16 protein-coding genes and 1 pseudogene are annotated in these 23798 nt (G+C 69.0%); 14 read left to right on the forward strand and 3 right to left on the reverse strand.

What is annotated here, in order from left to right; all coding sequences use genetic code 11:
• Positions 1-436 precede the first annotated feature (436 nt).
• Positions 437-2041 (reverse strand): glucosamine inositolphosphorylceramide transferase family protein, encoded by a 1605-nt coding sequence (locus H0523_RS15785; protein ID WP_054431465.1) that lies wholly within the window; start codon positions 2039-2041, stop codon positions 437-439.
• A gap of 377 nt (positions 2042-2418) precedes the next feature.
• Here H0523_RS15785 and H0523_RS15790 point away from each other — a divergent pair, with 377 nt between their 5' ends.
• From H0523_RS15790 to H0523_RS15835, 10 genes are all read left to right on the forward strand, one after another.
• A complete protein-coding gene (locus tag H0523_RS15790; protein ID WP_006387729.1) occupies positions 2419-3090 on the forward strand; it encodes a TetR/AcrR family transcriptional regulator in 672 nt (223 codons plus the stop codon).
• A 62-nt stretch (positions 3091-3152) separates the two neighbouring features.
• Entirely contained in the window at positions 3153-5501 is a 2349-nt protein-coding gene (locus tag H0523_RS15795) for an acyl-CoA dehydrogenase (protein WP_054431466.1), read from the forward strand.
• Positions 5502-5531: 30 nt separating this feature from the next.
• Complete coding sequence (locus H0523_RS15800; RefSeq protein WP_054431467.1) at positions 5532-6824, forward strand: acetyl-CoA C-acetyltransferase; 1293 nt, start codon at positions 5532-5534, stop codon at positions 6822-6824.
• Positions 6821-8752: a 3-hydroxyacyl-CoA dehydrogenase NAD-binding domain-containing protein gene (locus tag H0523_RS15805; protein ID WP_054431468.1), complete on the forward strand. Its 1932-nt coding sequence runs from the start codon at positions 6821-6823 to the stop codon at positions 8750-8752. Before H0523_RS15800 ends, H0523_RS15805 begins: the two co-directional genes overlap by 4 nt.
• A gap of 103 nt (positions 8753-8855) precedes the next feature.
• Positions 8856-10166 carry an OmpP1/FadL family transporter gene (locus H0523_RS15810; RefSeq protein WP_054431469.1) on the forward strand — a complete coding sequence of 437 codons (1311 nt, stop codon included), beginning with the start codon at positions 8856-8858 and terminating at the stop codon, positions 10164-10166.
• Between the two features lie 60 nt (positions 10167-10226).
• The gene (locus H0523_RS15815; protein ID WP_054431470.1) at positions 10227-12617 is read left to right on the forward strand and encodes a 3-hydroxyacyl-CoA dehydrogenase/enoyl-CoA hydratase family protein; all 2391 of its coding nucleotides are present in this window, start codon (positions 10227-10229) and stop codon (positions 12615-12617) included.
• 131 nt (positions 12618-12748) lie between these two features.
• On the forward strand, positions 12749-13948 hold the full coding sequence (locus tag H0523_RS15820) for an acetyl-CoA C-acyltransferase (protein WP_054431471.1): 1200 nt from the start codon (positions 12749-12751) through the stop codon (positions 13946-13948).
• A 21-nt stretch (positions 13949-13969) separates the two neighbouring features.
• On the forward strand, positions 13970-14518 hold the full coding sequence (locus H0523_RS15825; protein WP_054431472.1) for a DUF4442 domain-containing protein: 549 nt from the start codon (positions 13970-13972) through the stop codon (positions 14516-14518).
• Positions 14479-15072: a chalcone isomerase family protein gene (locus H0523_RS15830; protein ID WP_054431473.1), complete on the forward strand. Its 594-nt coding sequence runs from the start codon at positions 14479-14481 to the stop codon at positions 15070-15072. The genes H0523_RS15825 and H0523_RS15830 overlap by 40 nt, the downstream gene beginning before the upstream one ends.
• Before the next feature lie 2 nt (positions 15073-15074).
• Positions 15075-16766 carry an AMP-binding protein gene (locus tag H0523_RS15835; RefSeq protein WP_054431474.1) on the forward strand — a complete coding sequence of 564 codons (1692 nt, stop codon included), beginning with the start codon at positions 15075-15077 and terminating at the stop codon, positions 16764-16766.
• Positions 16767-16820: 54 nt separating this feature from the next.
• Here H0523_RS15835 and H0523_RS15840 read toward each other — a convergent pair whose 3' ends face one another.
• Positions 16821-18389 (reverse strand): sulfatase-like hydrolase/transferase, encoded by a 1569-nt coding sequence (locus H0523_RS15840; RefSeq protein ID WP_054431475.1) that lies wholly within the window; start codon positions 18387-18389, stop codon positions 16821-16823.
• 11 nt (positions 18390-18400) lie between these two features.
• Positions 18401-19363: a Bug family tripartite tricarboxylate transporter substrate binding protein gene (locus H0523_RS15845; protein WP_369815767.1), complete on the reverse strand. Its 963-nt coding sequence runs from the start codon at positions 19361-19363 to the stop codon at positions 18401-18403.
• 139 nt (positions 19364-19502) lie between these two features.
• On the opposite strand from H0523_RS15845, the gene H0523_RS15850 reads away from it, so the two are divergent.
• From H0523_RS15850 to dtnK, 4 genes and pseudogenes are all read left to right on the forward strand, one after another.
• The gene (locus H0523_RS15850; RefSeq protein WP_054431477.1) at positions 19503-20018 is read left to right on the forward strand and encodes a MarR family winged helix-turn-helix transcriptional regulator; all 516 of its coding nucleotides are present in this window, start codon (positions 19503-19505) and stop codon (positions 20016-20018) included.
• Between the two features lie 71 nt (positions 20019-20089).
• On the forward strand, positions 20090-21955 hold the full coding sequence (locus tag H0523_RS15855) for an ABC transporter ATP-binding protein (RefSeq protein WP_054431478.1): 1866 nt from the start codon (positions 20090-20092) through the stop codon (positions 21953-21955).
• Between the two features lie 150 nt (positions 21956-22105).
• Entirely contained in the window at positions 22106-23134 is a 1029-nt protein-coding gene (locus H0523_RS15860; protein WP_082380280.1) for a 2-keto-3-deoxygluconate permease, read from the forward strand.
• Positions 23131-23798 (forward strand): annotated as a pseudogene (dtnK, locus tag H0523_RS15865) (D-threonate kinase); the annotation flags it as partial. The gene H0523_RS15860 and the pseudogene dtnK, both read left to right, overlap by 4 nt.

Genomic DNA, 23798 nt, shown 5'->3' on the forward strand with positions numbered 1-23798 from the left:
GGGCTGGGAGACTTTCGTAGCCAACATAACGGATGGCATGAACCCATCTTATGGTTCGAAATTGGCAAAATCAAGACGTTGGCAAGCGATATAATCCGACAAAAACAGAAATCATTCGTTAGCCGTAAACGTTCTCATAAAACAGGATGAGGCACCCCTCTCATCCTTTTATCCGCTAGGGTTTTCACCGACCCCGCCCGGACGGAGAGCCGCTTGGCAGGCCGCTGCCACGCCTGCGGGGCGACGCCGGCAGGGCCGTATCCAGGGCGCTCACAGATGGGAAGGGGCGCGACCGGCGCCAGCGGAAATGCAGGCAAGACTTGGCCAGATTCGGCGGCAGACTTGTCTATATGTTTCCACCGACACATTATGCCCGTGGCCTTCCGCCGCAAACGAAATATAGGTAACACTTTTATTTTCCGGTAGCTTGCGTCATTTACTCCATATACGCGAAGTCGAATACCGTATGACCACCCTGATGATGCCAATGGTGCATTGAAGCATGGCGTTTTTTCAGGAAGCCGGCGTAATGGATTTCGCCATCGGTCTCGACGTAGGTCGACGGCGACAGCTCTTCGATCCGGTTGAGCGAGACGCCCTTGCCGTAGTGGCAGAAGCCCTGGTACTGGGCGCAGCGGATCACCTCTCCGCCAGGAGAGACAACGATTCCGGCGTTGCGGGCCCGCATCGGGTTGCGCACGATGGGGTTGCAGGCGTGTGGCGTCCAGTGGCTCGAGCGCGGCGAGTCGGCGAAGAACGCGAACAATTCATCGCAGTGATTCTGGCCGTCGGCGCGGTCGATATTGGTTAATAGCCACCAGTATTCGCCACGTTTGAAAATAATGGTATCGACCGCCGAAACATCGGTCATCAGCGTCAAATCCAATTCCCATTTCAATGGAAATTCGATGCATTTCCATAATTCTATACTGCGATTTCCGCACGTTTCCGGCACCATGTAGGTGGTTCCTTCATATTCAAATATATACGGAAACGATAAATGGTAAGGCAGATTCAAGGCCGTCCCCAACAGCTGGAAAGCCCCATTTTCATAGGTGGCGACGGAGATCGTACCCTTGCGCGAGTGAAAATCGTAATCTTCGAAAAATATATATGGATTCTCGCCCCGCATATAAACGAACGGATCCGCGAAAAAACGCCCCTTGGGTGGTTGCAACACCATGGCCTCGGATACCACCGCCTGCTGCCGGGTCGACGCGAACATACCGATGCGCCAGCGCACATTGCGTCCCATGACGCGCCGCACAATCAAATCGGTCATTAACCAGGCCTGGCGCGCGATGTAGGCGGCGCTGTCCCACTCCGCCGGATCGTCGCGCCGCTGGCCGCTCATGATCTGCATGCCGGGTGGCGCCGCGCCCGGCCGCGCGCGCGCCAGCGCCAGCAGCGCGTCGTAGACCATGAAGTTGCCCAGGCTGAACGCGCGGGTCTGGTTCTTCAGCCAGAACACCTCGGTATTGAAACTGCGCTGGTCCAGCAGCGCGTCCTCATCCGCGCTCGCGCCCATGCGCCAAAGCTTCACCGTGGTGTGGTCCTCGCGCTGGTAGACCTCCCAGAAACCCGCGTAGCGGCTGGTGGACACGGCGATGTCGGAATAACTGAGCCGCCAGGTGCCGTGCCGCGCCCAGCCCGCCACCCGCGCGCGCGGCGGCGGCGGCAGCGCGCCCAGCATGATCACCAGGTCCAGCCCCAGCGCCGCCACGCCGTCATCGCGCCCACTGTCCCGCGGGCCGGCCGGCAGGGTCAGCACGGCGGTCGATGCGGGCAGGCCGTCGCGCAGATCACGGCAGGCCAGCATCTGCCGCTGCCGCGCTGGCAGCAGCCGCGATTCGAGCCGCGACAGCGTGCCGAACAACGCCTTGGCGCCCAGTCGCGGCGCGCGATCGGCGGTATCTTTCTCCAAGACCAGCAGTGCGGACAGTTCGAAATCCTGGCTGCGCGCGAGCCACTCAGCCATGTCGTGGATCCAGCCGGGCTGGTCGGTCCCGTCGATCAACAGCCCCACTCTGTAGGTCTTCATGTCTCCTGCTCCTGTGTCAGGTCGATATGGCCTGCGGCACCGGAACGGCGATCGGGCTCGCCAGGCGCATCCACGGTGCCACGCTCTCAAGTCCTCGCAGTGATACTGCGGCGTTTCGGCCCGACCTTCCAGACGGCTTTCATCCTAGGGCGCACGTCCGAGGACAAACGGCGCAGGGCCTTTTGGACGACGCGGCGCGCTCCTCCTCGGCCAACCGCAGGGGCCCTCATGCAAAGGAACGAGCGCCGCGCCAGGCTCCGCCGGACGGGCGGGATGCCCTCCATTTTTAGGGGTAAACCCTATTCGGGATTGCCGGGATCGCATCCTTGTCATCTTTTGCGCATACTTCTTTCAAACGAACGTTTGAATTCAACCCGATGCAAGAACTCAGATCCTCCAGCACCCGCGAATCGATCCTGGACACCGCCGAAGCCCTGTTCGCGCAGCAGGGGCACGACGGCACGTCGATGCGCCAGATCACCGGCGCGGCGGGCGTCAACCTGGCCTCGGTCAACTACCACTTCGGTTCCAAGGAATCGCTGGTGCAGGCCGTGCTCAAGCGCCGCCTGGAAGTCCTCAACCGCGAACGCCTGCGGCTGCTGGACGAACTGGAGGCGCAGGCCCAGGGCAAGCCGCTCAAGCCGTCGCAGATCGTCGACGCCTTCTTCGGCACGCTGCTGCGGCTGGCCGCCGATCCCGAACAGGCCGGCAGCACCTTCCTGCCGCTGCTCGAGCGCACCATGACCGACCCGGCCGGCTTCATCCGCGCGCTGTTCGCAGAGGAATACGCCGACGTGCTCGAGCGCTACCGCAATGCCTTCTTCGCCGCGCTGCCCGACGTGCCGCGCGCCGAGATCGTGTGGCGTTTCCAATTCATGCTTGGCGCCACCTCCTACGCCATCATCGGCACCGACCTGTTGCGCTCGGTGACCGGCTGGACGCTGGACGAAGCCGAGCAACCCGACAACCCCGAGCTGCTGCTGCCCCGCCTGATGAGCTTCCTGCTCGGCGGCCTGCGCGCTCCCCTGCCGCAGCATCCCGCCACCTAGGGCATGCCCCGAGGTCAGCGCGGTGCGGCGGTTCCAGAGAATTCGAGAAAGGAGACAAGGAAATGAACGCAGTCATCGTCGCGCTGATCGTCATCGCGCTGCTGGCCGTCGTCCTGCTGGGCGTGCGCCCGGTCAGGCGGGCCTTGCTGTCGGCGCCGATCTTCAATCTCTACCGCAAGGTGCTGCCGCAGATGTCGGACACCGAGCATGACGCGCTCGAAGCCGGCACGGTGTGGTGGGAAGGCGAGCTGTTCCGCGGCCGCCCCGACTGGAAGCGCATGCTGGCCTACCCGCGCCCGCGCCTGACCGACGAGGAGCAGCACTTCCTCGACCACCAGGCCGAAGAGGCCTGCCGCATGGTCAACGACTGGAACATCACGCAGGAACGCTTCGACCTGCCCGCCGAGGTCTGGGACTACCTCAAGCGCAGCGGCTTTCTCGGCATGATCATCCCCAAGGAATACGGCGGCCTGGCGTTCTCGGCCTATGCCCACTCCGAGATCGTGACCAAGCTGTCGACGCGCTCGTCGGCGCTGGCGGTGTCGGTGATGGTGCCCAACTCGCTCGGCCCCGCCGAACTGCTGCTGCACTACGGCACCGACGAACAGAAGAACCACTACCTGCCGCGCCTGGCGCGCGGCGAGGAAGTGCCGGCCTTCGCGCTGACCAGCCCGTGGGCCGGTTCCGACGCCGCCGCCATCCCCGATAGCGGCATCGTCTGCAAGGGCGAATGGCAGGGCCGCGAAGTGATCGGCATGCGCGTCAGCTGGGACAAGCGCTACATCACGCTGGCGCCGGTCTGCACGCTGCTGGGCCTGGCCTTCCGCCTGTACGACCCGGACGGCCTGCTGGGCGGCAAGAAGGACCTGGGCATCACCTGCGCGCTGGTGCCGCACGACCACCCGGGCGTGGACACCGGCCGCCGCCACTTCCCGCTGAACGCCATGTTCATGAACGGTCCGACCCGCGGCCACGACGTCTTCATGCCGCTGGACTTCATCATCGGCGGCCCGGCCATGGCCGGCCAGGGCTGGCGCATGCTGATGGAATGCCTGGCGGCCGGCCGCTCGATCTCGCTGCCCTCGTCCAACACCGGCATGTCCAAGCTGACCGCGCGCGCCGTCGGCGGCTACGCCCGCGTGCGCAGCCAGTTCCGCACCCCGGTCGGCAAGTTCGAAGGGGTCGAGGAAGCGCTGGCCCGCATCGGCGGCCACACCTACATGATGGACGCCGCCCGCAGCATGACCGCCGGCGCCGTCGACCTGGGCGAGAAGCCCTCGGTGGTGTCGGCCATCGTCAAATACCACGTCACCGAGCGCGCGCGCCAGGTCGTCAATGACGGCATGGACGTGATCGGCGGCAAGGGCATCTGCCTGGGGCCGTCCAACTTCCTGGGCCGCGCCTACCAGCAGATCCCCATCGGCATCACCGTGGAAGGCGCCAACATCCTGACGCGCAGCCTGATCATCTTCGGCCAGGGCGCGATCCGCTGCCATCCCTATGTGCTGGCCGAGATGCGCGCGGCGCAGTCGCCCGACCGCAAGCAGGGCCTGATCGATTTCGACCGCGCCTTCTGGGGCCATGTCGGTTTCGTGACGCGCAACAAACTGCGCACGCTGGGCACGTCGCTGACCGGCGGCCGCTTCGTCGGCATCGACGCCGACGTCGCGCCCGCGATGAAGCGCTACTACCAGCTGCTGAGCCGCTATTCGGCCGCCTTCGCGCTGCTGGCCGACACCTCGATGCTGGTGCTGGGCGGCAGCCTCAAGCGCCGCGAACGCCTGTCGGCGCGCCTGGGCGACATCCTGTCGCAGATGTACCTGGCCAGCGCCGCGCTCAAGCGCTTCGAGGACGAAGGCCGCCAGGACGCCGACGCGCCGCTGGTGCACTGGTCGGTGCAGGACGCGCTGTTCCGCCTGCAGGACGCCATCGACGGCGTGCTGGAAAACTATCCCAACCGCGTGGTGGCGTGGAGCTTGCGCCGCATCGTCTTCCCCTGGGGCCGGCCGCAGTCGCTGCCGTCCGACCAGCTGGGCCAGGACGTGGCGCGGCTGCTGATCAACCCGGGCGCGACCCGCGACCGCCTGACCGCCGGCTGCCACCTGCCCGCCACCGCCGACGAACCGGTCGGCGCGATCGAGCAGGCGCTGGCGGCCACGCTCGAAGCCGAACCGATCGAGTCGAAGATCCGCGAATTCGAGAAAAGCGGCGCGCTCGAGGGCAACCCGCAGGCCAACGTGCGCGACCTGGCCGACGCCGCCTTTGCCGCCGGCGGCATCACCGCCGAAGAATATGCGGTGGTCAAGCGCCGTAATGCCTTGCGCGATACCGTGGTGAAAGTGGATGATTTCCCCTTTGACCTCGGCGCCACCGGCGCGGTCAAGCCGGCGGCCGAACGCAAGGCCGCCTGAGGGCCCCAGTCAACACGCAGAGGAGATCGGATGGCATTCAAACCGGTATACGTGGTCGACGGCGCCCGCACGCCCTTCCTGAAGGCGCGCACGGGCCCCGGCCCATTCGCGGCCGGCGACCTGGCCGTGCAGGCCGGCCGCGGCCTGCTGTTGCGCCAACCCTACACGCCCACGGACCTGGACGAGGTCATCGTGGGCTGCGCCGCGCCGTCGCCCGACGAAGTCAACATCGGCCGCGTGATCGCCCTGCGCCTGGGCTGCGGCGACAAGGTGCCCGGCTGGACCGTGATGCGCAACTGCGCCTCGGGCATGCAGGCGCTGGACTCGGCCATCGCCAACATCCAGACCGGACGCTCGCAGCTGGTGCTGGCCGGCGGCGTCGACGCGCTGTCGCGCGCGCCGGTGCTGTTTTCCGACGACATGGTGCGCTGGCTGGCCGGCTGGTACGCCGCGCGCGGCCTCGGCGCCAAGCTCGCCACGCTCGGCCGCCTGCGCCTGCGCCACCTGGCGCCGGTCATCGGCCTGCTCAAGGGCCTGACCGACCCGGTGGTGGGCCTGTCCATGGGCCAGACCGCCGAAAACGTCGCCACCCGCTTCGGCATCAGCCGCCAGGCCATGGACGCCTATTCGGCGCAGAGCCACGCGCGCGCGCTGGCCGGCCGCGAGGCCGGCGCCTTCGCCGAGATCGCGCCGCTGATCGACACCCAGGGCAAGCTGTACGCCGAGGACGACGGCGTGCGCGCCGATTCCACCCCCGACAAGCTGGCCAAGCTCAAGCCGGTGTTCGACAAGCCCTGGGGCAACATCACCGCCGGCAACAGCTCGCAGGTCACCGACGGCGCCGCGATGCTGGTGCTGGCCTCCGAAGAGGCGGTGCGGCGCTGGAACCTGCAACCGCTGGGCCGCATCGTCGACAGCCAGTGGGCCGGCCTCGACCCGGCCATGATGGGCCTGGGCCCGGTGCACGCCGCCACCCCGATCCTGCAGCGCCACGGCCTGGGCCTCAATGACCTGGACTTGTGGGAAATCAACGAGGCCTTCGCCGCCCAGGTGCTAGGCTGCCTGGCGGCCTGGCAGGACGACGCCTATTGCCAGGAGCACTTCGGCACGCCGGCCTGGGGCGCGCTCGACCCTGCCCGCCTGAACGTGGACGGCGGCGCCATCGCCATCGGCCATCCGGTCGGCGCCTCCGGCGCCCGCATCGTGCTGCACCTGCTGGACGCGCTCAAGCGCCGCGGCGCGCGGCGCGGCATGGCCGCCATCTGCATCGGCGGCGGCCTCGGCGGCGCCATGCTGGTCGAAACCCTGGAGGACCGCCAATGACCACGCTGGATTCGCTCTCCCATTGGCGCCTGGACCGCGACGCCGACGGCCTGGCGTGGCTGACGTTCGACCGCGCCGGCAGCGCCGTCAACGCGCTGTCCGCCGACACCATGGCCGAACTGGCGACGGTGCTGGATGCGCTCGACGCGCAGCCGCCCAAGGGCCTGGTGATCCGCTCGGGCAAGCCGACCGGCTTCATCGTCGGCGCCGACGTCAACGAATTCGCCGAACTGAACACGCCGGAACAGGGCCGCGCCCTGGTGGCGCGCGGCTGGAACCTGTTCAACCGCCTGGCGGCGGTGCGCTATCCGACGCTGGCGCTGATCCAGGGCCATTGCCTGGGCGGCGGCCTGGAACTCGCGCTGGCCTGCCGCTACCGGCTGGTGGAGGACGCGCCCGGCGCCTCGCTGGCGCTGCCCGAAGTCATGCTGGGCATCTTCCCCGGCTGGGGCGGCATGCTGCGCCTGCCCGCGCTGATCGGCGCGCCCGCCGCGCTCGACATGATGCTGACCGGCCGCGGCGCCGACGCGCGCCGTGCCGCCACGCTGGGGCTGGTCGATGCGCGCGTGCCGACCCGCCTGCTGCAGGCCGCGGCGCGCGGCATGGTGCTATCCGGCAAGCCGCCGCGCCGCGCGCGCGGCCTGGGCGCCTGGCTGAACCGCTGGCCGCTCAAGGCGGTGGCCGCCAACCGCGCCCGCAAGCAGATCGCCGCCAAGGATCCGCTGCGCCACTACCCGGCCGCGCCCGCCATCGTCGACCTGTGGGAAAAACACGGCGGCAACGCCCTGCAGGCCCCGGCGCTGATCGACGGCATCATTGCCTCGGACACCGCGCGCAACCTGCTGCGCGTGTTCCGCCTGCAGGAACGCCTCAAGGCCAACGGCCGCCAGGCCGGCGCCCCGCCGGTGCGCCACGTGCACGTGGTGGGCGCCGGCGTGATGGGCGGCGACATCGCCGCCTGGTGCGCGCTCAAGGGCATGACCGTGACGCTGCAGGACCAGGACATGGCCCGCATCGCGCCCGCCATCAAGCGCGCCGCGACGCTGTTCTCGCGCCGCCTGAAGGACCGCCGCGCCGCCCGCGCGGCTTTCGACCGGCTGGTGCCCGACCCCGCCGGCGGCGGCGTGCCGCTGGCCGATCTGGTGATCGAGGCCATCAGCGAGAACCCCGAGGCCAAGCGCGGCCTGTACCAGGCTCTGGAACCCCGCATGAAGGCCGACGCGCTGCTGGCCACCAACACCTCCAGCCTGTCGCTGGAAACGCTGCGCGGCGGCCTGGCCCGGCCCGAACGGCTGGTGGGCATCCACTTCTTCAATCCGGTCGCCAAGATGCCGCTGGTGGAAGTGGTGCACGCCGATGGCACCGCCGAGGCCACGCTGGCGCGCGCCTGCGCCTTCGTCGGCCAGATCGGCAAGCTCGCGCTGCCGGTGCGCAGCGCGCCCGGCTTCCTGGTCAACGCGGTGCTGGCGCCCTATATGCTGCAGGCCATGCGCAGCGTCGACGAAGGCCTGTCGCCCGCCACGGTGGACTCGGCCATGGTGGCGTTCGGCATGCCCATGGGGCCGCTGGAACTGGCCGACACCGTCGGCCTGGACATCGCCCGCGCGGCGGGCCAGGAACTGGCCGGCGGCGCCGAGCCGCCGCGCTGCCTGGCCGAGAAGCTGGCGCGCGGCGACCTGGGCAAGAAGAGCGGCCGCGGCTTCTACGCCTGGCGCGACGGCAAGCCGGTCAAGGAAGGCCAGCCCGGCCAGGCGCCAGCCGGCCTTGCCGAACGCCTGATCCAGCCTTTGATCGACGCCACCCGCGAGCGGGTCGAGGCCGGCGTGGTCGCCGACGCCGACCTGGCCGATGCCGGCGTGATTTTCGGAACCGGGTTCGCGCCATTCACGGGCGGACCCCTGCATTACCAAAGCAGTCGCAGTGCCTAGCGCAGCAACAGACCGGCCGGGATACCCTTGAGCCGGATAGACCGGGACGACGAGACCGGCAGTGCCATAGAGACATACCTATCCAACATGAGGAGGCAGTACCATGAGCAGACGTTCATTGTCCCTGAGCACCCTGTCCGCCATTGTGGTCGGCCTGGGCGCCACCAGCGCCGCCCACGGCGCCGGCTTTCAGCTCCTTGAGCAGAATGCCAGCGGCCTGGGCAACGCTTACGCGGGCTCGGCGGCAAATCCGGAAAACGCCAGCATCATCTACTACAACCCGGCGGGCATGACCTACCTGCCGGGCATCAATGTCTCGGGCGGCGTCAATCTGATCAAGCCCTCGTTCAAGTTTTCGGACAACGGCAACAGCCGCAATCCGACCGCGCTGGGCGGCACCCGTCCCACCGGCGGCGACGGCGGCGATGCCGGCAACCTGGGCGTCGTGCCCAATCTGTACGGCTCGTGGCAGCTGAGCGAGAAGTGGTTCATCGGCCTGGGCGTCGGCGCCCCGTTCGGCCTGATGACCGAGTACGACAAGGGCTGGGAAGGCCAGTACCACTCGAACAAGTTCGAGATCAAGACCATCAACGTCAACCCGTCGATCGCCTACAAGGTCAACGACAAATTCTCGATGGGCTTCGGCGTCAACTGGCAGCACATCGACGCCACCTACAAGAAGAAGACCGTGGTGCCCGTGGCCCTGCCCGGCGGCGGCACCTTCATCACCAACGGCGACGCCGACCTCAACCTGAAGGGCGACGCGTGGGGCTGGAACGTGGGCTTCATGCTGCAGCCCACCGAAGACACCCGCATCGGCCTGTCGTACCGCTCCAAGATCAAGCACACCGCCAAGGGCGATACCGATATCGACAACATCGGCCCGACCGGCCAGTCGGTCTCGTTCGACGCCAAGGCCTCGGTCGACCTGCCCGACACCCTGATCCTGAGCGCCACCCACCAGCTCAACGAGAAATGGGAACTGCTGGGCGACATCTCGTGGACCGGCTGGAGCAGCATCCCCGACCTGAAGATCCGCAACTCCGGCACCGGCGCGCGCGATGACGACCTGCCGCTGAACTTCCGCGACACGTGGCGCATCGCCGTGGGTACGTCCTACAAGTTCGCGCCCGACTGGAAGTGGAAGTTCGGCCTGGCCTACGATCAGTCACCGGTCCACAAGGCCGAAGACCGTCCGACCTCGCTGCCCGACAACGACCGCTACTGGTTCTCGACCGGCGTGCAGTGGCAGGCCACCAAGAACACCACGCTCGATCTGGGCTACACCTATCTCTACCTGCGCAAGACGGACATCGACACCACGTCCGGCAACCAGCTGACCAAGGGCCGCGTCGCGGGCACCTATGACAGCAGCGGCCACATCTTCGGCCTGCAACTGTCGTCCCGCTTCTAGCCCTGCCGGGGCGGATGACGGGCCGGTCCCGTCTTCCGCCCGCATTTTCAGGAGACTTCCTTGAGCAAGTTCGTCGTCAAACACGTCGCCGTGCTGGGTGCCGGCGTCATGGGCGCGCAGATCGCCGCCCACCTGGCCAATGCCGGCGTGCCCGTCACGCTGTTCGATCTCGCGGCGCCCGAAGGCGACCGCAACGGCATCGTCAAGAAAGCGCTGGCCGGCCTGAAGAAGCTCGAGCCGGCGCCGCTGGCCAGCCCCGCCCGCCTGGCCCTGATCACCCCGGCCAACTACGACGACCATATCGAACAGCTGCGCGGCTGCGACCTGATCATCGAAGCCATCGCCGAGCGCATGGACTGGAAGACCGCGCTGTACGAGCGCATCGCGCCGCACGTCGCGCCCGGCGCCATCATCGCCTCCAATACCTCCGGCCTGTCGATCGACGCGCTGGCCAACGCCCTGCCGGCGGCCCTGCGCGACCGCTTCTGCGGCATCCACTTCTTCAATCCGCCGCGCTACATGCGCCTGGTGGAAATCATCGCCACCTCGCACACCCAGGCGCCGGTGCTGGACCAGCTCGAGACCTGGCTGACCTCCACGCTGGGCAAGGGCGTGATCCGCGCGCTCGACACCCCCAATTTCGTCGCCAACCGCATCGGCGTGTTCTCGATCCTGGCGGCCATGCACCACACCCAGCGCCTGGGACTGGGCTTCGACGAGGTCGACGCCCTCACCGGCCCGAAGATCGGCCGTCCCAAGAGCGCCACCTACCGCACCGCCGACGTGGTCGGCCTGGACACGCTGGCCCACGTGGTCGGCACCATGGACAAGAACCTGCCGGACGATCCCTGGCACCGCTATTTCACGCTGCCCGCCTGGCTGTCGGCCCTGATCTCCAAGGGCGCGCTGGGCCAGAAGAGCGGCGCCGGCGTCTACCGCAAGGCCGGCCGCGAAATCCAGGTGCTGGACCTGCAGGCGCAGGACTACCGCCCCAGCGCCGGCAAGCTGGCCGACGAGGTCGCCGCGCTGCTCAAGGAACGCGATCCGGCCAAGCGCTTCGCCGCGCTGCGCGCCAGCGAGCATCCGCAGGCCCAGTTCCTGTGGAGCCTGTTCCGCGACATCTTCCACTACAGCGCGGCGCAGCTCGGCCAGGTGGCCGACAACGCCCGTGACCTCGACCTGGCCATGCGCTGGGGCTTCGGCTGGGCCCAGGGTCCGTTCGAGACCTGGCAGGCCGCCGGCTGGCAGGCCATCGCCCGCGCCGTGGCCGAGGACATCGCCGCCGGCCGCGCCATGAGCGACGCGCCGCTGCCCGCCTGGGCGCTGGAACCGGACCGCCAGGGCGTGCACACGCCCGCCGGCTCGTATTCCGCCCGCAGCGGCAAGCTGCACCCGCGCTCGGCGCTGCCGGTCTACCAGCGCCAGCTGTTCCCCGAGCGCGTATTCGGCGAAGGCGCCGACGACCGCGGCGTCACGGTCTGGGAAAACGAAGGCGTGCGCCTGTGGAACCTGCCCGAGGTCGACGCCGGCATCGCCATCCTGTCGGTCACCTCCAAGAACCACACGCTGGGCGCCGAGGTGCTGGAAGGCATCCTGCAGGCCGTGGCCCGCGCCGAGCGCGAGTTCGACGGCCTGGTGATCTGGCATGACGCGCCGTTCGCCGTGGGCGCCAACCTGCAACAGGTCTCGGAAGCCTGCGCCGCGGGCCAATGGGACATGCTGGAAGCCACCGTCGAGAAATTCCAGCGCACCTCGCAGTCCTTCAAGTACGCGCAGATCCCCACCGTGGCGGCCGTGCAGGGCATGGCGCTGGGCGGCGGCTGCGAGTTCCTGATGCACGCCTCGCATCGCGTGCTGGCGCTCGAAAGCTACATCGGCCTGGTCGAGGCCGGCGTCGGCCTGATCCCGGCCGGCGGCGGCAGCAAGGAATTCGCCGGCCGCGCCGCGGCGCTGGCGGCCACCACCGCCACGCCGGGCGAGGTGTTCCCGTTCCTGCAGCCGGTGTTCCAGACCATCGCCATGGCGCGGGTCGCCAAGAGCGCCATCGAAGCCGTCGAACTGGGCTTCGCGCGCGAACAGGACATCGTGCTGTTCCATCCCGGCGAGCTGCTGTTCGTGGCCATCGGCCAGGCGCGCGCCGCCGCCACCGCCGGCTACGTGCCGCCGCCGCGGCTGCAGGGCGTGCCGGTGGCCGGCCGCAACGGCATCGCCAACTTCGAGATGGTGCTGGTCAACATGCGCGAGGGCGGCATGATCAGCGCCCACGACTACCGCGTGGCCCGCAGCGCCGCGGTGGCGCTGTGCGGCGGCGAGATCGAGACCGGCGCCAAGGTCGACGAGGAATGGCTGCTGGCGGTCGAGCGCAAGGAATTCGTGGCGCTGCTGCGCACGCCCGAGACCCAGGCCCGCATCCGCCACACCCTGGACACCGGCAAGCCATTGCGGAACTAGACCCCCCCTAGCGCCTTCGGCGCCTCCCCCAGGGGCGCCGGTGGCGGACCGGCGGAGCCGGATCCGCGCGGCCCCGCTAGTGAGAAACCGTGATGGACGTAGGGTGACTGTTATGGATACGAGGAATTGATATGAGCAAGCAGATTCAAGAGGCTTACATCGTTGCGGCGACGCGGTTGCCGGTGGGCAAGCGTAATGGGGTGTATGCCACGACCCGGCCCGACGACATGCTGGCGGCCGCGCTGCAGGGCGCGCTCAAGCAGACGCCGTGGCTGGATCCGGCGCGCATCGACGATGTCATCACCGGCTGCGCCATGCCGGAAGCCGAACAGGGCATGAACGTGGCGCGCATCGGCCTGTTGTTGGCCGGCCTGCCGCAGAGCGTGGCCGGCGTCACCGTCAACCGCTTCTGCGCCTCGGGGCTGCAGGCGGTGGCCGACGCCGCCGCCCGCATCCGCACCGGCGAGGCCGACATCATGATCGGCTCGGGCACCGAGTCGATGAGCGCGATGCCGCAGATCATGGGCAACAAGGTGTCGCTCAACCCGGCCATCTTCTCGCACCCCGAGAACATCGGCATGGCCTTCGGCATGGGCCTGACCGGCGAGAAGGTCGCCGAGCAGTGGAAGGTGTCGCGCGAGGACCAGGACGCGTTCGCGCTGGCCTCGCAGCAGAAGGCCAACGCCGCCATCGCGGCCGGCCATTTCCGCGCCGAGATCACGCCGTTCGAAGTCGTGACGCGCCTGCCCGGCGGCGCCAAGGGCGACGTGCGCGAGACCCGCCGCCTGGTCGAGGTCGACGAGGGCCCGCGCCCCGATTCCAGCGCCGAGGGCCTGGCGCGCCTGAAGCCGGTGTTCGCCGCCCGCGGCAGCGTCACCGCCGGCAACAGTTCGCAGATGTCCGACGGCGCCGCCGCCGTGGTGCTGGTGTCCGAGCGCGTGCTGCGCGAGTTCAACCTCAGCCCGCTGGCGCGCTTCGTCAGCTTCGCCGTGGCCGGCGTGCCGCCGGAAATCATGGGCATCGGCCCCATGGCCGCCATCCCGAAGGTGCTGGCGCGCGCCGGCATCGCCCAGGACGACCTGGACTGGATCGAGCTGAACGAAGCCTTCGCCGCGCAATCGCTGGCGGTGATGCGCGAGCTCAAGCTCGACCCGGCCAAGGTCAACCCGCTGGGCGGCGCCATTGCGCTGGGCCACCCGCTGGGCGCCACCGGCGCCATCCGCACCGCCACCCTGACCCATGGTCTGCGCCGCACCGGCGGCAAGTATGGGCTGGTGACGATGTGCATCGGCACCGGCATGGGCGCGGCCGGCCTGTTCGAGGCCATGTGACCGAGGCCGGATAGAAGAACCATGAAGCCTTATTGGTTCAAACGCCTGTCGCCGACCTGGCGCGCGCGCCTGATGCGGGTGGGATTCAACCTGCATCCAGCGTTCCGCGCCACCGGCGGCCGGGTGCTGCACGTGTCGCCGGATTTCCAGCACATCCGCATCAAGCTGCCGCTGCTGCGGCGCACGCGCAACATCGTAGGCTCCATGTACGGCGGCTCGCTGTTCGCGGTGACCGACGGCGCCCACCCCACCATGCTGATGGCCGCGCTGGGCGCGGACCACATCGTGTGGGACAAGGCGGCGTCCATCCGCTACCGCAAGCCCGCCTACACCACGCTGTATGTGGACTTCCGGCTGCCGCCGGGAGAAATCGCGGACATCCGGGCCGTGCTGGCCCGCGACCACGAGACCACCCGGACCTACACCGTGGAATTGAAGGACAAGGACGGCGTCGTCTACGCCGTCGTGGAACGCACGATCTACATCGCCGACAAGAAGTACTACAAGCAGAAAACGACTGGAGGAGACCCATGCGTGACATCATCCCCGGAGGGCGCGCCACCGCCCTGAGCCTGATCCTGGCCGCCTGCCTGGCCGCGGCCCCCGCGCGCGCCGACGTCGAGGTCGCCGGCGTGCGCGTTCCCGAGCAGCTGTCGGAAGGCGGCCATGCGCTGGTGCTCAACGGCGCCGGCCTGCGCACCAAGTTCGTGGTCAAGGTCTACGTGGCGGCGCTGTACGCCAGCGCCAGGAGCCAGGACGCCGCGGCCTTGATCAACAGCAATGAACCGCGCCGCATGCGGCTGCAACTCTTGCGCGATGTCGACAGCAAGAGCCTGGACGCGGCGCTGCAGGACGGATTGCGGGACAATACCCACAAGCAGGAGCTTGCCGCGCTGCAGGCGCATGCCGACCGCCTGTCATCGCTGATGGCCGAGATCGGCTCGGCGCGCGAGGGCGACGTGATCGACCTGGACTTCGACGCCCGCGGCGTCACCATCACCGACAACGGCAAACAGCGCGGCCGCATCGACGATCCCGCCTTCGCCCGCGCCCTGCTGCGGGTCTGGCTGGGCGACAACCCGGCGCAGTCCTCCCTGAAAAAAGCCCTACTGGGAACCCCGTAAAGATGGAACGAATCTGGCAAAAGAGCTACCCCCCGGGCGTGCCCGCGGAAATCGAGCTGGACGACGCCACCACGCTGGTCTCGATCGCGCGCGACAGCTGCCGGCGTTTCGCGGACAAGACCGCGTACATCAGCATGGGCAAGTCCCTGAGCTACGGCGAACTCGACGCCCTGACGCGCGACTTCGCCGCCTGGCTGCGCGCCAACGGCCTGCGCAAGGGCGACCGAGTGGCGCTGATGATGCCCAATCTGCTGCAGTATCCGGTGTGCCTGTTCGGCGCGCTGCGCGCCGGCTGCGTCGTGGTCAACTGCAACCCGCTCTACACCGCCCACGAACTCGAGCACCAGTTGGCGGACTCGGGCGCGCGCGCCATCGTGGTGGCCGACAACTTCGCCGCCACCGTGCAGAAGGCCCTGCCGGCCACCGCCATCGAGAAGGTGCTGGTGACCTCCATCGGCGAACTGCTCAGTCCGCTCAAGGGCCGGCTGGTCGATTTCGTGGTCAAGCGCGTCAAGCGCATGGTGCCGGCCTGGTCCATCCCCGGCGCGATACGGCTGCGCGACGCCCTGCGCGCCGGGCGCGACGCGCCATTCGACGAAGTTGCGCTGACCCAGGACGACCTGGCCTGCCTGCAATACACCGGTGGCACCACCGGCGTGGCCAAGGGCGCCATGCTGACGCACGGCAACCTGGCCGCCAACGTGACCCAGGCCCATGCCTGGATCAAGCCGCTGGTCAAGGACGGCGAGGAGTGCATCGTCACCGCGCTGCCGCTCTACCATATCTTCGCGCTCACGGCGAACTGCCTGGCCTTCATGAAGATCGGCGCCAGCAACCTGCTCATCATCAACCCGCGCGACATCCCCGGGCTGATCAAGGAGATGGGCAAGGTACCGTTCAGCGCCTTCACCGGCGTCAACACGCTGTTCAACGCCCTGCTCAACCACCCCGACTTCGCCAAGCTGGATTTCTCGCGCCTGCGCCTGACGATGGGCGGCGGCATGGCGGTGCAGCGCGCCGTGGCCGAGCGCTGGCTGGCCGTCACCGGCCGGGCGCTGGCGCAGGCCTACGGCCTGACGGAGACCTCGCCGGCCGTGACCATCAATCCGCTCGACGTGAAGGTCTTCACCGGCTCGATCGGCCTGCCGGTGCCCTCCACCGACCTGTCGATCCGCGATGACGACGGACGCGAGGTGGCCCTGGGCGAGCGCGGCGAGATCTGCGTGCGCGGCCCGCAGGTGACGCGCGGCTACTGGAACCGGCCCGACGAGACCGCGCTGGTCATGACGTCCGACGGCTTCCTGCGCACCGGCGACATCGGCTACGTCGACGAGACCGGCTACGTCTTCCTGGTCGACCGCAAGAAGGACATGATCCTGGTGTCGGGCTTCAACGTCTATCCGAACGAGGTCGAGGACGCCGCCGCGCTGCATCCGGGCGTGCGCGAAGTGGCCGCCATCGGCGTGCCCGACGAACGCTCGGGCGAGGCGGTCAAGCTGTACGTGATCCGCAAGGATCCCAACCTGGACGCCGAGACGCTGATCGCGCACTGCCGCACCCAGCTGACCGGCTACAAGGTGCCGCGCTACATCGAGTTCCGCGACGAGCTGCCGCGCACCAACGTCGGCAAGATCCTGCGGCGCGAGCTCAAGCCGGCCGCCGCGGCGCCGCAGAAGGACACGGCCGGCGCCTGATGCCGACGCGGGCGCGGCGCCGGGCGATCCGCCCGCGCCGCCGCCCAGGGTCTTTCACCACTGGCCGAAGAACACCCCGGCGCGCTTGTGCGCGTTGGTGCCCTGCTCCACCGCCGCGTCGCTCATGGTGGTGCGGCGCTTGCCGCGCAGCATCCAGTCGAACAACCGCTCGCGCAGCTGGGCGCGCACCGGCGCATGGCCGGCGCTGGCGCCCAGGTCCTGGAACTCGTCGGGGTCGGCCTGCAGATCGAACAGCTGCTCGGGTTCGTCCAGCCAGTACACGTAGCGCCAGCGGTCGGTGCGCACCGACCAGGCGCGCGCGTTCTGCGGCGTCTTGCCGCGCAGGATGCGCGCCTGGCGGAAGCTGTAGTCCAGCTCCGAGAACACGCAGTCGCGCCAGGGCTCGTCCGCCCCGCGGCCATGCAGCACGGTCTGCAGCTCGCGCCCCTCCAGCCGGTGCCAGGGCCGCGGCGCGTCCAGCGCGCGCAGCACCGTCGGCACCAGGTCCACGCTTTCCACCATGTCCGCCAGCGCCTGGCCCCGGGTGGCGTCGGCCGCCGCCGACGGGTCCATGACGATGAACGGCACGCGCTGCACGGTGTCGTAGAACAGTTCCTTCTCGCCCAGCCAGTGGTCGCCCAGGAAGTCGCCATGGTCCGCCGTGAACACGATCAGCGTGTTGCGCATCAGGCCCGCGCCTTCCATGTAGTCGAACAGCCGCCCCAGATGGTCATCGAGCTGGCGGATCAGCCCCTGGTAGGCCGGCCGCACCACCCGCACGCACTCGTCGGTCGAGAAGCTGACGCTTTCCTCGTGCTGGCGGTAGGCCGCCACCACCGGATGCGCGCCGGCCAGCTCCTCGCGGTTGCGGCGCACCGGCAGGCACTGGTCGGCCGTGTAGCGCTGGTGATAGGGCGCCGGCGCCATGTAGGGCCAGTGCGGCTTGACGTAGCTCAGGTGCAGCACCCAAGGCTGGCTGCCGCGCTGTTGCATGAAGCGCAGCGCCTGGTCGGTCATGTAGGCGGTTTCCGAATGCGGTTCGGCCACGCGCGACGGCAGGTGCACGTTGCGCATGTTCCAGCCGCTGGCCACGCGCCCATGCGCGTCGACGCCGGCGATGACGTAATCGGTCCACGGGTCGGCGCTGTCGTAGCCCTGGCTGCGCAGGAAGGCGGGATAGCCGCTCTCCTTGCCCGGCTCGTGGTGGCCGTCGTAGCGGTCGACCTCGATGAAGCCGCCGCGCGACAGCAGCGCGCCCAGCTCGGAGCCGCCGTCGATCGACAGGCGCTCCATGCCGGCGCGGTCGGGAATGACGTGGGTCTTGCCCGCCAGCGCCAGGTCGCGCCCCTGCCCCGCCAGGTACTCGCCCAGCGTGATCTCGTTGACCGACAGCGGCACCCGGTTCCAGGTGGCGCCGTGGCGCGAGGGATAGCGCCCCGTGTAATAGCTCATGCGCGACGGGCCGCACACGCCGGAATTGACGAAGGCGCGGTCGAAGCGCGCGCCGCGCGCGGCCAGCGCGTCCAGGCTGGGCGTCTGCAAATAGGGATGGCCATAGCAGCTCAGGTGGTCCGCCCGCAGCTGGTCGGCCATGATGAACAACACATTCTGCACCGTGCTCATCGTTGCCCGCCTTATTGCGTGGCCGTGAAGCCGGAAGCCTTCACCGCCGGTTCCCATTGGGCCCGGTAGGCGTCCAGCTCGCGCCCGGTGGCGGCGGCATCCGCCGTCACCGGCTCCAGATACGACTCGCGCACCGCCTGCTGCATGGCCGGATCGCGCATCACCGCGGCGATGTCCTCGCCCAGCCGGGCGGCCTTGGCCGGCGCCATCGCCGACGAGGCGAAGAACGCGTTCCAGCCGTCGGCCGCCAGGTCCACGCCGGCCTCGCGGAAGGTCGGCACGTCCGCAAGCAGCGGATCGCGGCTCTCGCCCGACGTCGCCAGGATGCGGATCTTGCCGGCGCGGTGCTGCGGCAGCAGCGTGTCGAGCGTGTCGACCGCCTGCGGCAGCACGCCGCCGATCAGTTCGGAGATCAGCGGCGCCGAGCCCCGGTAGCCCACCACCTCGGGCTCCTGGCCGATCTGGCGGCCCAGCATCAGCGCGAAGAAGTGCGGCAGGCTGCCGGTGGCCGGCACGCCCACGGAGAACTGGCGCGGGTTGTCGCGCAGCCACTGGCGCAACCCGGCCACGTCGCGGATGGGCGAATTGGCCGCCACCGCCAGCGCGAACTTGTAGCGGCTGACCAGCGACACCGGCTGGAAGTCGCGGCGGGCGTCGTAGCCGGGTTCGGCGTAGACCAGCGGCGCCACCACCATCACCGCCGGATTGGCCAGCATCAGCACGTTCTGCCGCGTCGCCAGCGCATGCAGGCCCTGGGCCGCGATGCGGCCGCCGGCCCCGGTCTTGTTTTCGACCACCACGGTCACGCCCAGCCGGTCCTTCAGGCGGTCGGCCACCAGCCGCGCGATGCGGTCGGAACTGCCGCCCGGCGGGTAGCCCACCACGATGGTCAGGGCGCCGTCCAGCGGCGCCTGCTGGGCACAGGCCGGCGCGGCCGAAGCCGCCGCGAACGCCGCGAACGCGACGCAGGAAATCCAATTACGCACGCTAGTCTCCTGGTGACAATGGCCCGCTGTCGGTTATGTTTATGCATGCCGGGCCTGGCCTGGATAGGCGAGACGACTGTAGCGCCGCGACGATTGCTTGATCTAATCCAGTACTTGCCATAACGATATGGACCACCCCGTCGAACATCCCCTGGCCGGAATGCTGATGTACCAGCTGTACCAGGCCTGGGCGCAGTCCAACCCCGTCTTCGTGCGCCTGTGCGAAGGCCGCTTCGGCATCACCCGGCGCGAATGGCGCCTGCTGGCCTGTGCGGTCGAGGGCGGCATCATGACCTCGGCCGAACTGGCCGCCGCCGCCAAGCTCGACCTGGCGCGCACCTCCCGCACCCTGGGCGCGCTGTGCGAAAAGGGCTGGCTGCGGCGCCTGCCCGACAGCGCCGACCGGCGCGTGGTGCGCATCGAGGCCACCGCCGACGGCCTGGACCGCTACCGCGCCCTGCTGCCGGAGGTGATGCGGCTGAACGACCTGCTGGTGCAGGACCTGGACGCCGCCGAGGTCGCCCTGCTGCGCGACCTGCTGACCCGCATCGAGCAGCGCGGCCGGCGCATGGCGCAGGACAACATCGTGGCGGAAAAGGCCAGCCGCCGCGAAGGCGGAACGCGGCGCGCGCAATACGGTTGACGGCGCGCGACCCCTTTATTTTTAAGGGGTTACCCTGATACGCTTGGGCGGCCTCCTCCTATGGACCTCCCATGCCCGGCGCCAAACCGAACCCCGCCTCGAATCCCGTCTTTCGTTACTTCGAAAACCTGATCGACCCGTTCCGGGACGCCCCCGACATCACCCCGCCAGGGCGCGTGCTGCGCTTCTACGCCTATTACCTGCGGCAGGTCTGGCCGATCTTCGCCATCCTGCTGCTGGTGGGCCTGGGCGGCGCATTGGTGGAAGTGGCGCTGTTCAGCTTCCTGGCCGACCTGGTCGACATGGCGCAACACACGCCGCCGGCGGACTTCTTCCGCGAGCACGCCTACACACTGGCGTGGATGGCGTTCGTGGTGATGGTGCTGCGGCCGCTGTCGATCGCGGCGCACGACCTGCTGTCGCACCAGACCATCTCGCCCAGCCTGACCACGCTGGTGCGCTGGCAGAACCACCGCTACGTGCTGAACCAGGGCCTGGCGTTCTTCCACAACGACTTCGCCGGCCGCGTCGCCAACCGCGTGCTGCAGACCGGCTATTCGCTGCGCGATTCCGCGGTGCAATCGGTGGACGCGCTGTGGCACGTGATCCTGTACGCCGCCAGCGCGCTCTATCTGTTCGCCGAGGCCGACTGGCGCCTGGTGATCCCGCTGGTGCTGTGGATCGTCATCTACTGCTGCATGCTGGCGTACTTCGTGCCGCGCATGCAGGCGCGCGCCGTCATCGCCTCGGAAGCGCGCTCCAAGCTGATGGGCCGCATCGTCGACGGCTACACCAACATCTCCACGCTCAAGCTGTTCGCCCACGCCCGCCGCGAGGAGGACTACGCGCGCCAGGCCATGACCGAGCAGACCGAAAAACAGCGCCTGTCGACCCGCGTCATCACCGCCATGGACGTGTCCATCAACACGCTCAACGGCGTGCTGATCGCCAGCACCGCCGGCCTGGCGCTGTGGCTGTGGAGCATCGGCGGCATCAGCCTGGGCGCCATCACGCTGGCCCTGGGCCTGGTGATCCGCATCAACAACATGTCCGCCTGGATCATGTGGGAAGTCAACGGCATCTCCGAAAACGTCGGCATGGTGCAGGACGGCCTGGCCACCATCGCGCAGCCACGCCAGGTGCTGGACCGCCCCGACGCCGTGCCCCTGCGCATCACGCAAGGCGAGGTGCGGTTCGAGGACATGTCGTTCCACTACGGCAGCGGCCGCCAGATCATCCCGCACCTGGACCTGACGGTGCATGCGGGCGAGAAGATCGGCCTGATCGGCCCGTCCGGCGCCGGCAAGTCGACCCTGGTCAACGTGCTGCTGCGCCTGTATGACGTGGAAGGCGGCCGCATCCTGATCGACGGCCAGGATATCGCCGGGGTCACCCAGGAAAGCCTGCGCTCGCAGATCGGCGTGGTCACCCAGGACACCTCGCTGCTGCACCGCTCGATCCGCGACAACCTGCTGTACGGCCGGCCCGACGCCACCGAGGCGCAGGTGCGCGACGCCATCGAGCGCGCCCGCGCCGCCGAATTCATCGACGCCCTGGTCGACGGCGACGGCCGCCGCGGCCTGGACGCCCACGTCGGCGAGCGCGGCGTCAAGCTGTCGGGCGGCCAGCGCCAGCGCATCGCCATCGCCCGCGTGCTGCTCAAGGACGCGCCCATCCTGATCCTGGACGAGGCCACGTCGGCGCTCGACTCCGAGGTCGAGGCCGCGATCCAGGAGAGCCTGGAGGCGCTGATGCAGGGCAAGACCGTCATCGCCATCGCGCACCGCCTGTCCACCATCGCCCGCATGGACCGGCTGGTGGTGCTGGACGGCGGCCGCATCGTCGAATCCGGCAGCCACGCCAGCCTGATCGCCCAGGGCGGGCTGTACGCGCGGTTGTGGAGCCACCAGACCGGCGGTTTCGTCGGGCTGGATTGAGCGGGCCGGCAGGCGTCGCGCTCGCGCCACACGGGAAGACCCTGTACGTACATGCTGTACGTACAGGTGTACACTGGCGGCTTTCAACCCCCTGACAGACGCACACATGAACGTCTGCGCCGCGAGAAAATCCCCCTGGAGACTCCGATAGTGACGACCGAAACCACCCGTTCGCCTTTCTTTGGCACGATGCAGAAAATCCCCGGCGGCCTGATGCTGGTACCGCTGATCCTGGGTTCGCTGATCGGCACCTTCGCGCCCGACGCGCTGGCCATCGGCGGCTTCACCACCGCCCTGTTCAAGAACAGCGCCCTGCCGCTGATCGCCCTGCTGATCTTCGCCACCGGCACCCAGGTCAACACCCGCACCGGCGGCCCGATCCTGGCCACCGCCGGCACCATCCTGCTGATGAAGACGCTGGTGCCCGCCACCCTCATCATCATCCTCGGCGCCTATGTCGGCCTGGACGGCGTGCTGGGCATCTCCATCCTGGCGATGCTGGCGGCCTTCGACAACAGCAATGGCGGCCTGTGGCTGGCGTACACCGGCCAGTACGGCGATGCGCGCGACCGCGGCGCCTACGTCGCCAGCGCCATCAACGACGGCCCCTTCTTCAGCCTGCTGTTCCTGGGCGCCTCGGGCCTGGCCGACATTCCCATGATCGCCCTGGTCGCCGCGCTGGTGCCGTTCCTGCTGGGCGTGGTGGTCGGCAACCTCGATCCCAAGTGGCGCGACGTGCTCAAGCCCGTGCCCAACATCGTCATCCCGTTCTTCGCCTTCGCCCTGGGCACCGGCATCAACCTGGGCGCGGTCGTCAGCGGCGGCGTCAGCGGCCTGATCCTGGGCCTGATCATCAGCCCCATCACCGGCGGCCTGGTCTACCTGGGCTATCGCCTGATCCTGCGCCGTGGCGGCAAGAGCGGCCTGGGCTTCGCGGCCGGCACCACCGCCGGCAACGCCATCGCCACGCCCGCCGTGGTCGCGGCCGCCGATCCCAACTTCCAGCAATACGTGGCCACGGCCACCGCGCAAGTGGCCGCATGTGTGCTGATCAGCTCGATCCTGGCGCCGGTGCTGGCCTCGTATTTCCTCAAGCGCGCCGGCGAACTCAAGCCGGTGGACGCCAGCGACGAAACGCCCGCCGGCGGCTATCGCGAGGCCCGCGGGGAGGCCCTGTGACGCCCGCCATCGCCATCGTCGCCGACGACCTGACCGGCTCCGGCGACACCGCCGTGCAGTTCGTGCGGGCCGGCTGGACCACCCGCCTGTCGATCGACGGCGCGCACGAGGCGCTGGCCGCGCCGGCCGCCGACGACGTCGACGTGCTGGCGGTCACCACCCACAGCCGCGCCCTGCCGGCCAGTGAAGCCGGCGCGGTGATCCGGCGCAACGTCCAGCGGCTGCGCGCCGCCGGCGTCGCGCGGCTGTACAAGAAAGTGGACTCGACGCTGCGCGGCGCCTTCAAGGCCGAGATCGACGCGGCGCGCGAGGCCTGGGGCGACGACGCCATCGCGGTGGTGTGCCCGGCCTTTCCCGCCACCGGCCGCACCGTGGAAGACGGCGTGCTGATGGTGAGCGGCCTGCCGGTCACGGCCACCTCGGCCGCCACCGACCCGGTCACGCCCGTGACCGAAAGCCACATCCCGACCCTGCTGGGCTGCGCCCACGTCGCGGCCCTTCCCGGCGAAACGCCCGAGTCGCTGGCCGCGCGCATCGCGCAGGCCGGCGCCACCGTGGTGGTGGACGCCCGCGACGACGCCGACCTGGAACGACTGGCGCGCGCCATCGGCCTGCTGGGCCGGCGCGCCCTGCCGGTGGGCGCGGGCGGCCTGGCGGTGCCGCT

The sequence above is a fragment of the Achromobacter insuavis genome, from assembly GCF_902859645.1.
GTDB classification, from domain to species: Bacteria; Pseudomonadota; Gammaproteobacteria; order Burkholderiales; family Burkholderiaceae_B; genus Achromobacter; species Achromobacter insuavis.

Bases quoted from the DNA above. Each gene is read 5' to 3' on its own strand.
- H0523_RS15785 (WP_054431465.1), bottom strand. From the start codon at position 2,041: ATGAAGACCTACAGAGTGGGGCTGTTGATCGACGGGACCGACCAGCCC.
- H0523_RS15790 (WP_006387729.1), top strand. From the start codon at position 2,419: ATGCAAGAACTCAGATCCTCCAGCACCCGCGAATCGATCCTGGACACC.
- H0523_RS15795 (WP_054431466.1), top strand. From the start codon at position 3,153: ATGAACGCAGTCATCGTCGCGCTGATCGTCATCGCGCTGCTGGCCGTC.
- H0523_RS15800 (WP_054431467.1), top strand. From the start codon at position 5,532: ATGGCATTCAAACCGGTATACGTGGTCGACGGCGCCCGCACGCCCTTC.
- H0523_RS15805 (WP_054431468.1), top strand. From the start codon at position 6,821: ATGACCACGCTGGATTCGCTCTCCCATTGGCGCCTGGACCGCGACGCC.
- H0523_RS15810 (WP_054431469.1), top strand. From the start codon at position 8,856: ATGAGCAGACGTTCATTGTCCCTGAGCACCCTGTCCGCCATTGTGGTC.
- H0523_RS15820 (WP_054431471.1), top strand. From the start codon at position 12,749: ATGAGCAAGCAGATTCAAGAGGCTTACATCGTTGCGGCGACGCGGTTG.
- H0523_RS15825 (WP_054431472.1), top strand. From the start codon at position 13,970: ATGAAGCCTTATTGGTTCAAACGCCTGTCGCCGACCTGGCGCGCGCGC.
- H0523_RS15830 (WP_054431473.1), top strand. From the start codon at position 14,479: ATGCGTGACATCATCCCCGGAGGGCGCGCCACCGCCCTGAGCCTGATC.
- H0523_RS15835 (WP_054431474.1), top strand. From the start codon at position 15,075: ATGGAACGAATCTGGCAAAAGAGCTACCCCCCGGGCGTGCCCGCGGAA.
- H0523_RS15840 (WP_054431475.1), bottom strand. From the start codon at position 18,389: ATGAGCACGGTGCAGAATGTGTTGTTCATCATGGCCGACCAGCTGCGG.
- H0523_RS15850 (WP_054431477.1), top strand. From the start codon at position 19,503: ATGGACCACCCCGTCGAACATCCCCTGGCCGGAATGCTGATGTACCAG.
- H0523_RS15855 (WP_054431478.1), top strand. From the start codon at position 20,090: ATGCCCGGCGCCAAACCGAACCCCGCCTCGAATCCCGTCTTTCGTTAC.